Source organism: Conyzicola sp. (genome assembly GCF_057073975.1).
The window spans coordinates 1-10,799 of sequence record NZ_JBXMIS010000104.1 but is presented as its reverse complement, the minus strand read 5'-3'; the positions used below and the strand labels follow the sequence as shown (position 1 = coordinate 10,799).

General features: G+C 69.0%; 10 protein-coding genes. 8 read left to right on the top strand and 2 right to left on the bottom strand.

The window, feature by feature from the left end; all coding sequences use genetic code 11:
* The first annotated feature begins 38 nt into the window (after nucleotides 1-38).
* The 5 genes from AC14A7_RS09200 to AC14A7_RS09180 are packed head-to-tail and all read left to right on the top strand — an operon-like array spanning nucleotide 39 to nucleotide 6,642.
* Nucleotides 39-1,700: an ABC transporter substrate-binding protein gene (locus AC14A7_RS09200; protein ID WP_484008350.1), complete on the top strand. Its 1,662-nt coding sequence runs from the start codon at nucleotides 39-41 to the stop codon at nucleotides 1,698-1,700.
* A 31-nt stretch (nucleotides 1,701-1,731) separates the two neighbouring features.
* Nucleotides 1,732-2,712, top strand: coding sequence for an ABC transporter permease (locus AC14A7_RS09195; protein WP_484008348.1), 981 nt, complete (start codon nucleotides 1,732-1,734; stop codon nucleotides 2,710-2,712).
* Nucleotides 2,709-3,557, top strand: coding sequence for an ABC transporter permease (locus AC14A7_RS09190; RefSeq protein ID WP_484008346.1), 849 nt, complete (start codon nucleotides 2,709-2,711; stop codon nucleotides 3,555-3,557). The genes AC14A7_RS09195 and AC14A7_RS09190 overlap by 4 nt, the downstream gene beginning before the upstream one ends.
* A complete protein-coding gene (locus AC14A7_RS09185; protein ID WP_484008344.1) occupies nucleotides 3,554-5,212 on the top strand; it encodes a dipeptide ABC transporter ATP-binding protein in 1,659 nt (552 codons plus the stop codon). Before AC14A7_RS09190 ends, AC14A7_RS09185 begins: the two co-directional genes overlap by 4 nt.
* An 8-nt stretch (nucleotides 5,213-5,220) precedes the next feature.
* Nucleotides 5,221-6,642: an LLM class flavin-dependent oxidoreductase gene (locus AC14A7_RS09180; RefSeq protein WP_484008343.1), complete on the top strand. Its 1,422-nt coding sequence runs from the start codon at nucleotides 5,221-5,223 to the stop codon at nucleotides 6,640-6,642.
* Nucleotides 6,643-6,774: 132 nt separating this feature from the next.
* On the opposite strand, the gene AC14A7_RS09175 is transcribed toward AC14A7_RS09180, so the two are convergent.
* Nucleotides 6,775-7,962: a RimK family alpha-L-glutamate ligase gene (locus AC14A7_RS09175; RefSeq protein ID WP_484008341.1), complete on the bottom strand. Its 1,188-nt coding sequence runs from the start codon at nucleotides 7,960-7,962 to the stop codon at nucleotides 6,775-6,777.
* Between the two features lie 25 nt (nucleotides 7,963-7,987).
* Here AC14A7_RS09175 and AC14A7_RS09170 point away from each other — a divergent pair, with 25 nt between their 5' ends.
* Both AC14A7_RS09170 and AC14A7_RS09165 read left to right on the top strand, forming a co-directional pair.
* Nucleotides 7,988-8,452 (top strand): ATP-dependent zinc protease family protein, encoded by a 465-nt coding sequence (locus AC14A7_RS09170; protein WP_484008339.1) that lies wholly within the window; start codon nucleotides 7,988-7,990, stop codon nucleotides 8,450-8,452.
* A 4-nt stretch (nucleotides 8,453-8,456) separates the two neighbouring features.
* Nucleotides 8,457-9,296, top strand: a complete 840-nt coding sequence (locus AC14A7_RS09165; RefSeq protein ID WP_484008337.1) for an alpha/beta hydrolase — start codon at nucleotides 8,457-8,459, stop codon at nucleotides 9,294-9,296.
* Here the strand turns inward: AC14A7_RS09165 and AC14A7_RS09160 are convergent.
* Complete coding sequence (locus tag AC14A7_RS09160) at nucleotides 9,289-9,504, bottom strand: hypothetical protein (protein WP_484008335.1); 216 nt, start codon at nucleotides 9,502-9,504, stop codon at nucleotides 9,289-9,291. The genes AC14A7_RS09165 and AC14A7_RS09160 overlap by 8 nt on opposite strands.
* Before the next feature lie 100 nt (nucleotides 9,505-9,604).
* Between AC14A7_RS09160 and AC14A7_RS09155 the strand changes: the two genes are divergently transcribed.
* Nucleotides 9,605-10,639, top strand: a complete 1,035-nt coding sequence (locus tag AC14A7_RS09155) for a pyridoxal-phosphate dependent enzyme (protein WP_484008333.1) — start codon at nucleotides 9,605-9,607, stop codon at nucleotides 10,637-10,639.
* Nucleotides 10,640-10,799 lie beyond the last annotated feature (160 nt).

The window sequence follows — 10,799 nt, the reverse complement described above, 5'->3', positions numbered from 1 at the left end:
TTCGCGACCGGGAAGACGGCCACCTACTCTGGCAAAACGTGACCACCCCAGAGCCAGGAGCCGACGCCACCATGCGCGCCACATTCATTCCGATCGCAGCGATCGCCCTCACCACCGCACTCGCCCTCAGCGCGTGCGCGCCGTCCACCGACCTCGCCGCCAGCGGCGAGCGCGTCGAGGGCGGCACCATCGTCTACGCCCACCAGCAGGAGCCGGCGTGCGTCTTCGGCGGCTGGATCGAGCAGGCCTACCTGTCGTACCAGGTCATCGACAACCTCGTCTCGCTCGACGAGAACCACGAGGTCGTTCCGTGGCTCGCCGAGACGTGGGAGCAGTCGGAGGACGGCCTCACCTGGACCTTCACCCTCAAGCCCGACGTGAAGTTCACCGACGGCAGCCCGCTGACGGCAGAGGCGGTCGCCTACAACTTCGACTACTGGGTCACCGGCGGCAACAGCACGGCTCTCGTCTGGCTCGATGGCTACTACGACTCCGCCGAGGCGATCGACGAGCTCACGCTCCAGGTCAACCTGCTCGCGCCTTACCCGCGACTGGCCGACAACCTCACGCAGAGCTATTTCGGCATCCAGTCGCAGGAGGCTCTCGAGACCCGCACAGACGAGGAGAACTGCGAGGCTCCGATCGGCTCCGGCCCATTCAAGGTCAAGGAGTGGAACCGCGGTCAGAACATCGTTCTCGTTCGCAACGACGACTACACCTCGCCGCCCGCCAACGCGCTGCACACCGGCCCCGCCTATGTCGAGGAGATCGACTGGAAGTTCGTCGCCGACCCCACGACCCGTGTCGCGGCGCTGCAGAGCGGTGAGGTCGACGCGATCTACGACGTGCCAGCCGTGCAGTGGAAGACACTGGATGGAGCCGGATACGAGCTGCAGAAGTACGTGACCCCCGGTCGCCCCCAGCAGCTGAGCTTCAACACCGACCAGGGTGTCTTCACCGACGAGAACCTGCGCAAGGCCTTCGCCTACAGCCTCGACCGGGAGGCGATCGTCGAGACCATCGGCCAGGGCGTCATCCCCTTCGAGGGCAACGGCGGCGTGAGCCAGACCACCCCCGGCTACAGCCAGGAGGCGGCAGACCTCTACAGCTACGACCCAGAGGCGGCAAACGAGCTGCTCGACGCGGCCGGCTGGTCGGAGAAGGACGCCGACGGCATCCGCACGAAGGACGGCGAGCCGCTGCACGTGATCCTTCCCTACGGCGCTGGCTCGATCATCAACTCGGATGGTGCGGCGATCCTGCAGGGCGTCAAGGAGCAGGCCTCGAAGGTCGGCTTCGATGTCGAGCTCATCCCGGTGCCGCAGAGCGAGCTGTTCTCTGGTGCCTACTCTGGCCCTGACTCGTACGACATCAGCGTCGGCTACTGGACGGCCGTCACCGCGGGCATCCTGCAGATCAACTGGCGCCCGAGCACGGAGGAGCACCCGAACTACAGCAACAGCGCCTTCGTCAACGACGAGACGCTGGAGGGCTACATCCTCGCCGGCAACTCCGCCTTCGACCTCGAGGAGCAGCACGCCTATTACACGCAGGCGCAGGACTACATCGCAGAGCACGCCTTCTCCATCGGGGTCTACGACCGACTCAGCACGCTCGGTGTCGGCTCGAAGCTCAAGGACCTGTGGCAGGAGCACGCACAGGGAGGCCCGACGTTCTATGACGCCTACCTTGTTGGCTAACGACAACACAGCGGCTGATAGTGCGACCGCAGTGCTGGAGGTGCCGGCCCAGCGCCGGCCCTCCCGCCTCCGGGCGGTCGCCTTCCTGATCGCCCGCAAGGTCGCCTCCGCGCTCGTCGTGCTGTGGGGCGCGGCAACCGTCGCGTTCTTTGCGCAGACGGCGCTGCCGGGCGACCGCGCAACGACGATCCTCAACATCCGGGCCGGCCAGGCGCAGCTGCGCACGCCGGAGGAGCTTGCTCCCATCAACGCGGAGTTCGGCCTGCAGAACCCGCTCATCGTGCAGTACTTCGACTACCTGCGCGGCGTCGTCGGCGGCACCTTCGGCAACTCGTACCAGCAGTACCGCCCGGTGACCGACATCATCGGCGAGCAGCTCGGTGCCACCGTCATCCTGTCGCTCACCGCCATCCTGTTCTCCTGGGTGCTCATGGTCGTGTGGGTGACGCTCACCGCCGGGCGCGGTCCACGGCTCGGCGCGATCGGATCGCTCGTGGATGTCGTGGCGGCCGGTCTGCCCGCCTACTGGCTCGGCATCATCCTTCTGCTCGTCTTCGCCCTCGGGCTGCACTGGTTTCCGGTCATCGGCGGCACGGGTCTCAACGGCCTCGTCCTGCCGGCGCTGACGCTGGCGATTCCGCTCGCCGGGTTCATGGCGCAGAGCACCCGGGCCGAGTTCGAGCGGGCTCTCGACCAGCCGTTCGTCGTCTCCGCCCGCATGCGCGGCATGGGGGATGTCGGCGTACGCCTGCAGCACGTGCTGCGCCACGCCATCATCCCGGCGGTCACGCTCTCGGGATGGGCGCTCGGCGCCACCCTCTCTGGTGCCGTCATCGTCGAGGCGATCTTCTCGCGGCCCGGTATCGGCTCCGTGCTGGTGAGCGCGGTCAACGCGCAGGACCTTCCGGTCGTCGTCGGCATCGTGACACTCGTCGCGGTCGTCTACGTCGTGGCGAACCTCATCGTCGACATCGCCTACTCGATCATCGACCCGCGATTGGCGGCATCATGACGACACTGACGGCCCTCCCGCCCCGCACGGCGCGCATCCTGCGCCTGCCGCTCGGTCTGTACGCGGCGCTCGCGTTCGTGGTGCTGCTCCTGATCGCGGTGCTCGCGCCGCAGCTGCTCGCGACGCACGACCCCTTCGCGCTTGCCTACGCCGAAGCCCTTCAGCCGCCGTCGTGGGCGCACCCGTTCGGCACCGACGAGTCGGGCCGCGACCTCTACAGCCGCGTCGTCTTCGGCACGGCAGACTCCCTCGTGATCGGTCTCGGCGCGGCAACGGTGAGCCTCACGCTCGCCGTGCTGTTCGGGGCTCTCGCCGGCCTCGCCCCGAAGCCCATCGCCGTGGTGGTCGACCGGTTCATCGAGGTGCTGTTCGCCTTCCCGTCTCTGCTCATCGCGCTGCTGCTCGTTGCAATCCTCGGGCCCTCGGCGCTCACCGCGGTGTTCGCGGTCGGGCTCGGCACGGCTCCGGGCTACGCGCGCATGGTGCGCGGTCAGGTGCTCGCGGCGAAGAACTCCGGCTACGTGGAGGCGGCGACCGCGCTGGGGCACTCGCGGGCGCGCATCGTTCAGGCGCACATCCTGCCGAATGCCCTTCGCCCCCTTGTCGCCGTGTTCGCCCTCTCGGTCGGGCAGTCGATCGTGTGGGCCTCGAGCCTGTCGTTCCTCGGCTTCGGCGTCGCCCCGCCCGCCTCGGAGTGGGGTGCCCTGCTCGACGCGGGGCGCGCGTACATCACTACGGCCGGCTGGCTCGTCGTGATCCCCGGGCTCGTGATCGTCGCGGTGGCTCTTGCGGCGACCACGATCGGCCGGCACCTGCAGAACACCGTGGAGAAGGGCGAGAAATGACCATCACCGAACCTCTCGACGATGTCGATCGCCTCGACTGGCCGGCCGCGCGCCTGACCGTCGAGAACCTGCGCGTCGGGTTCACCGTGAACGGCGTTCGTCGCGACGTCGTGCACGGTGTCTCCTTCGAGCTGACCCCGGGGGAGTGCGTGGCGATCGTCGGCGAGTCGGGCTCCGGCAAGAGCGTCACCGCCCGATCGCTCGTCGGCCTCACCGGCCGCAACGCCATCGTCGAGGCCGACGTGCTTGAGCTGCACCATGAGGACGTGCGCTCGTACACCGCGCGCCAGTGGCGCAGGGTGCGAGGACGGGATGTCGGCTTCATCCTGCAAGACGCGCTCGTCAGCCTTGACCCGCTTCGCCCCGTGCGCGCGGAGATCGAGGAGGCGCTGCGCCTGCACCGCTGGGGAAACCGTGCCGCCCGCTACGCCCGGGTCATCGACCTGCTCACCCGGGTCGGGGTGCCCTTCCCCGAGGTTCGTGCGCGCCAGCGGCCAGACCAGCTCAGCGGCGGCCTGCGCCAGCGCGCCCTCATCGCCTCGGCGATCGCCCTCGACCCCGACATCGTGATCGCCGACGAGCCGACCACGGCGCTCGACGTGACCGTGCAGGCGCAGGTGCTCAGCGAGCTGGAGGCGATGAAGCGCCGCGGCGCCTCCATCATCCTCATCAGCCACGATCTCTCTGTGGTTGCCCGCCTCGCCGACCAGATTCTCGTGATGCGCGGCGGGGAGGTGCTCGAGCAGGGCACGGCGGCCGAGGTTCTCGGGTCCCCCAAGCACGAGTACACGAAGGCGCTCATCGCCGCCGTGCCGAGCGAGCACACCCGCGGGCGTGCGCTGAGCGTCGGAGGGGCATCGGCCGAAGTCGAGCACATCGAGGTGACTGGCCACGTTCTCGAGGCCCGTGACCTGCTCAAGCGATTCGGCCACGCGACAGCCGTCGACGGGGTCTCGTTCACCCTCGGCGCCGGCGAGACCATCGGAATCGTGGGGGAGTCGGGCTCCGGCAAGAGCACGACCGCCAAGCTCGCGCTCGGGCTCGAGACGCTCGACGGCGGCACGGTTCGCCTGCTCGACCAGGACTGGTCGGTGCTGCCGGAGCGCAAGCGCCGCCGCCTTCGCCAGAGCATCTCCGTGGTCTACCAGGACCCGCTGAGCTCGTTCGACCCGCGCTGGAACGTCGAGCGCATCCTGCTCGACGCCCTGCGTGGCCAGTCGCTCTCCTCCGCACAGAAGGGCGAGCGGGTGCGGGAACTGCTGACGCAGGTCGGGCTTCCACACGACGTGCTGCAGCGCTTCCCGCTGAAGCTCTCTGGCGGGCAGCGACAGCGTGTCGCGATCGCCCGCGCCCTCGCGCCGCGACCGGCGGTGATCGTGCTGGATGAGGCGGTGTCGGCCCTCGACGTCACCATCCAGGCCCAGATCCTCGACCTGCTCGTCGCACTGCAGAAGGCCTCCGGGGTCAGCTACCTGTTCATCTCGCACGATCTCGGCGTCATCAGCCACCTGAGCGACCGCGTGCTCGTGATGAAGGACGGCGTGGTCGTCGAGGAGGGCACGCCCGACGACATCTTCCAGCGGCCACAGCACGCATACACGCGCGAGCTGATCGCATCCATTCCCGTCTTCGACCCATCGCCATTCGTCAGTTAGGAACCCCCATGCCAGAGAAGAAGCAGCTCTTTCTCAACCTGTTCGAGATGGCGTGCGTCAGCCACATCACGCACGGCCTGTGGCCACTGCCCGACAACAACCGGCACCGCTTCGCCGAGCTCAGCTACTGGACGGAGTTGGCGCAGATCCTCGAGAACGGCGGCTTCGACGGCGTCTTCCTCGCCGACGTCATCGGCGCCTACGACGTGTTCCGCGGCGGCCCGGAGACCGCGCTGCGCGAGGGACTGCAGAGCCCGAACCTAGATCCGCTGCTGCTGATTCCGGCCATGGCCGCGGTGACAGAGCGACTCGGCTTCGGGGTCACCTTCTCGACGACCTACGAGCCGCCGTTCGCCTTCGCGCGGCGCATGTCGACGCTCGACCACCTCACCAAGGGCCGGGTCGGGTGGAACGTCGTCACCTCGTACCTGCCGAACGCCGCCCACAACTTCGGCCTCGATGGCGAGATTCCGCACGACGAGCGCTACGCCCGCGCCGACGAGTACCTCGACGTGCTCTACAAGCTGTGGGAGGGCTCGTGGGACGACGACGCGGTCGTCAACGACCGGGAGAACCGCGTCTTCACCGACCCGTCGAAGGTGCGCTACATCAACCACGTCGGCGAGCACCACCGGGTGAGCGGCCCGCACATCGTGCACCCCTCGCCGCAGCGCACGCCCGTCATGTTCCAGGCCACGGGTTCACCGGCCGGCATCGAGTTCGCCGGCCGGCACGCCGAGGTGGTGTTCACCGGCGGCCGTACCTCGGAGGAGTTCCGTAGGAACGCGCAGACCATGCGCGACGCCGCCGTTCGCCACGGCCGACGCAGCAACGACATCAAGTTCATCGCGATGGCCGGTGTCGTCGTCGGCCGCACCGAGGAGGAGGCGCAGGACAAGTGGCGGCTGTACCAGCAGCACACGAGCCTCGACGGCATCCTCGCGCACTACAGCCTGCCCATCGACCTCACGGCGTTCCCGCGCAACATCACCGTCGGCGAGGCGCTGCGCCGCGCCGAGGTGCTGCCGTCGCAGGTGCCGTTCCTGCCTCTCGAGCGCACAGTCGGTCAGGCGCTCGACTTCATCTCTGGTGGCGTCGACGACCGCTTCTTCGTCGCTGGCACCCCGACGGTGGTCGCCGATCAGATCGAGAAGTGGCTGGATGAGGACGGCCTCGACGGCATCAACCTCCGCCAATACCACTCCTTCGACACCGCGCGCGACTTTGCAGAGCTCGTTGTTCCCGAGCTGCGCAAGCGCGGCCGCTTGCCAGAGGCGGGAGCGCCGACGACTCTGCGCCAGCGCCTGTTCGGCGAGGGCAATCGCCTGCCCGACCGCCACATCGCCACGCGGTACCGCGGGGGAGCCAACCTCGAGTCGCCGCTCGCACCGCTCGACTTCGCGGGGGCTGGCAACGTGGCGTCGTTCTAGCCCGCTGTCACAAATTCCGGCTGAGCGGGGCCTCCATTGACCATAGAGGCTTGGATACCCCGCTCAGCCGGAATTCACTGCCGGTCGGTGAGCCAGGGGTGGGGTGAGCTCACGGCGCGGCGCCCGGGAGCACTAGGCCTCCGGCGCAGCCACCTTCGGCAGCTTGCGCACCTTCGCGCGGCGCCGGCGGTTCGGGATCATCGAGCGCATCTCCTCGAGCTTGCCGAAGCTGAGCAGGCGGTCGCCCGCCTCGAGCACCTCGCCCTTGCGGGGGTTGGGAATGACGGTGGTGCCGCGGTGCAGGGTGAGCACCGCGATGCCGCGCTCCCAGAGGCCGGCCTGGCCGAGGGTGGAGCCGACGAGGTCGGCACCGGAGTTGACGACGATCTCTGCGACCCCGTATCCGGTCGAGACGCCGAGACGCTGGCGCACGTCGATATCGGGGAATGCGACCTCGTTGGAGATGTAGTCGACGATGGCGCCCGCGACATCCAGTCCGGTTGCCGCCTCGATTCCCTGCAGGCCGGGGGAGGAGTTGACCTCCATGACGAGTGGGCCGTCGTTGCCCTCGAGCATGTCGACGCCGGCCACCTTGAGGCCCATGATCTGGGCGGAGCGCACGGCGACGCGCTCGTACTCCGGCGAGAGCTCCACAGGCTCGACCGATCCGCCCCGGTGCACGTTGGAACGGAACTCGTCGCCGTTGGCCACGCGCCGCATCGCCGCGACCACGCGGTCGCCAACGACGAGGGCACGGATGTCGCGCCCGCGGCTCTCTGCCACGAACCGCTGGATGAGCACGTTCTGGTTGGTCGAGTGCAGGGTCTCGATGATCGCCTCTGCCACCTTCGCCTCCGGCGCGAGGATCACACCGATGCCCTGCGTTCCCTCGAGCAGCTTGATGACGACAGGGGCCCCGCCGACGAGCTCGATGGCCGGCCGCACGTCGGCGCGGTTGCGCACGAAGGCGGTCGCCGGCATGGCGATGTTGTGACGGGAGAGGATCTGGATGGCGCGCAGCTTGTCACGGGAGTTGCTGATGCCGTTCGCCGTGTTGGGCGTGTAGACATCCATCTGCTCGAACTGGCGCACCACGGCCGTGCCGAAGTAGGTGATCGAGTTGCCGATGCGGGGAAGGATCGCGTCGTAGGTCGAGAGGGGGCGCCCGCGAAACTGCAGGTCTGGCTCGTCGCCCGACAGGTCGATCGCGAACCGCAGGGTGTTGAGCACCTTCACGTCGTGCCCGCGCTGCACGGCGGCGGCGCGGAACCGCTGGGTCGAGTACGAGTGCGGGGCACGCGAGAGAATGGCGAGTTTCATGGGGAGCCCCTGCGATGATTGGTGGATGAAGCCCACCCATTCAAACACCCTCGCGGGGTGGCGTGAGTGGGTGGCCCTCCCCAGTATCGGGGTGGACTGGGTGAAGGCGAAGATCGACACGGGAGCCAGAACCTCCTCCCTCCACGCCTTCGAGATCGAGGAGCACGGCGACGACGTCAGCTTCTGGGTTCACCCATGGCAGGAGAGCGACACCGACGCGGTGCGGGTCGAGTGCCCGATCTTCGACCGGCGTCTCGTGCGCAGCTCGAGCGGTCACACCGAGGAGCGCATCGTCGTGCAACTCGACCTCACTCTTGTCGGTCGCACTGTCAACGCAGAACTCACCCTCACCAACCGCGACGCCATGGGCTTCCGCATGCTCATCGGCCGCGAGGTGCTGCGGCAGGGCTTCGTGGTCGACTCGGCGGCGTCGTTCCTCGGTGGCCGTGCGCCGCGCGAGGTGCGCAGGGCCAATCGCGGCAGGGCCTGACCGCATGTCGCTCGCGCTCGCCGTCACCTACGAACTGCTGCGGTTTCGCGGCGTCAGCACGACGTCGGCAGAGCTCGCGCTCCAGACCGCGGCGACTCGCGTCGCAGCGCCCCCTCCCCGCCGGCTGCTTCCGTTGATCTCCGAGCGAGCGGTCGCCGGTCGACCGGTGTTCGAGGTTGCCCCCGCGCGTCCCAGCGGCCGACGACTGCTCTACGTGCACGGCGGGTGCTACCTCTACCCCCTGCAGTCGGCGCACTGGGGCATCATCGCGAGTCTCGTCGAGAACAGCGGCGTCACCGTCACCCTTCCGCTCTACGGCCTGGCGCCCGACCACGACGTCGACGAGGCATACGCCCTGCTCGACGAGCTCTGCGTCGACGTCGACTGGCTCGGCGGTGACTCGGCCGGCGGCGGGCTGGCACTGGGGCAGGCGATGCGGCTGCGCGACGCAGGGCGGTCTGCTGCCGGCGTCATCCTCATCTCCCCGTGGGTCGACGTGACGCTCGAGAACCCGGCGATCCCGCAGCTGCAGAAGCAGGACCGGATGCTGGCGACCCCGGGCCTCATCGCCGCCGGCGGTCTCTGGGCTGGCTCGCACGACCCGCGCGACCCGCGCGTGAGCCCCCTGTTCGGCGACCTCGCGGGCCTGCCGCCCGTGCACGTGTTCCAGGGCGGGCGCGACATCCTCGCCGCCGACGCGATGCTGCTCGTCGACAAGATCAGGGCGGCGGGCGGAACCGCAGAGCTCGAGTTCGTCGAGAAGGCGTTCCACGACTACCCGGGGGCGCCGTGGATGCCGGAGGCACGACGAGCGCTGCAGCGAATGGCCGAGCTGCTCAGCTAGAGCCGAGCTGCACGGCGTCGAGGTACTCCTCGAAGTAGTCGACGGCGTTCTCGAGCGAGGCGAAGTGCGGCCGCCAGCCGGGAGCCCCGACCATGAGGATGTCGAAGACACCCTCGTGGTCTTCGACGTAGCCAACGACGTCGGAGTGGCAGTCGCACACCTCCCACGCATGCTCGGACACGCGCACGAGCTCGACCGTTGTTGACATGGGGTGAGGCTACGCCTGGTGCGACCAGCGGGCAAGGCTTCGGAGGTGCATCACTCGTCGTCTCGGGGTGTGTGGGGGCCAAGGGAGGCGAGAATGAGGGATGACCTCGTGGTACTCGAACCCCTCGGCCCGGTCGTGGCGCACCGCTGCACCGCTGGCGGACACCCGCGCCTTTCACGCATCGCTCGCGGGCTACGCGCCGACCCCGCTGGTCCGGCTTCCGTCGCTGGCGGCAGAGCTCGGCGTCGCCGAGGTGCTGGTGAAACAGGAGAACGACCGGTTCGGCTTGCCCGCCTTCAAGTTCCTCGGCGCCTCCCACGCGGTGTCGCGGGCGCTCGCCGAGAGCCCGGGGTCGACGGTGGTCGCCGCGACCGACGGCAACCACGGCCGCGCGGTGGCGCGCATGGCCGCCAAACTCGGTGTGCCGGCCCGCATCTTCGTGCCGACCAGCATCACCGTGGCGGCCCAGCACGCGATCGCGGGGGAGGGCGCCCAGCTGACGGTGCTCGACGTCTCGTACGACGATGTCGTGCTGCACGCGCGGTCGGTCGCAGAGGCCGAGGGCGGCATCCTCGTGCAGGACTCGGCGTGGCCGGGCTACGAGCGCGTGCCGGGGTGGATCGTCGACGGGTACTCGACCCTGTTCCACGAGGTCGACGAGCAACTGGCCGACCTCGGTCTCACGGCAGACCTCGTCACCGTTCCAACGGGGGTCGGCGCTCTCGCGGTCGCTGCCGTCGAGCACTACCGGCATGGCTCCGGCACCTCGATCGTCGTGGTCGAACCGGATGGTGCCGCGTGCGTTCTCGCCTCCCTTGCCGCTGGCGAGCCGGTGGCCGTGCCGACCGGCCTGACCATCATGAACGGCCTCAACTGCGGCGTCGTCTCTCCCGGTGCCTGGCCGCCCATGAGAGACGGGGTGGATGCCGCCATCACCGTCGGCGACACCGCTGCCCGCCAGGCGGTGCTCGACCTGCGCGCCCTCGGCGTGGACTCCGGCCCCTGCGGGGCCGCGAGCCTCGCCGCCGCCCGGGCGCTCTGTGCCGACCCGGCCCGCCGGAGAGACGTCGGCGTCACCGACCATTCGGTGCTCGTGCTGCTGAGCACGGAGGGCATTGCGGCAAATCCCATGTGACGTGCGGGTGACGCGCAACTGCGGTGCATAGCGTCGAGCCATGTCCACTCTTACCGCCCTTGCCCTCGTCTGCACGCTCAAGCCCTCGCCCGCACCATCGAGCAGTGCGCTCATGGCCAGCCAGATCCTCATGGAGCTGGAGGGGCGCGGGGTTCCCGGC

What these genes read in the sequence shown, in the direction of transcription:
- AC14A7_RS09190 (WP_484008346.1), top strand. Translation starts at nt 2,709, where the DNA reads ATGACGACACTGACGGCCCTCCCGCCCCGCACGGCGCGCATCCTGCGC.
- AC14A7_RS09185 (WP_484008344.1), top strand. Translation starts at nt 3,554, where the DNA reads ATGACCATCACCGAACCTCTCGACGATGTCGATCGCCTCGACTGGCCG.
- AC14A7_RS09180 (WP_484008343.1), top strand. Translation starts at nt 5,221, where the DNA reads ATGCCAGAGAAGAAGCAGCTCTTTCTCAACCTGTTCGAGATGGCGTGC.
- AC14A7_RS09175 (WP_484008341.1), bottom strand. Translation starts at nt 7,962, where the DNA reads ATGAAACTCGCCATTCTCTCGCGTGCCCCGCACTCGTACTCGACCCAG.
- AC14A7_RS09170 (WP_484008339.1), top strand. Translation starts at nt 7,988, where the DNA reads ATGAAGCCCACCCATTCAAACACCCTCGCGGGGTGGCGTGAGTGGGTG.
- AC14A7_RS09165 (WP_484008337.1), top strand. Translation starts at nt 8,457, where the DNA reads ATGTCGCTCGCGCTCGCCGTCACCTACGAACTGCTGCGGTTTCGCGGC.
- AC14A7_RS09160 (WP_484008335.1), bottom strand. Translation starts at nt 9,504, where the DNA reads ATGTCAACAACGGTCGAGCTCGTGCGCGTGTCCGAGCATGCGTGGGAG.
- AC14A7_RS09155 (WP_484008333.1), top strand. Translation starts at nt 9,605, where the DNA reads ATGACCTCGTGGTACTCGAACCCCTCGGCCCGGTCGTGGCGCACCGCT.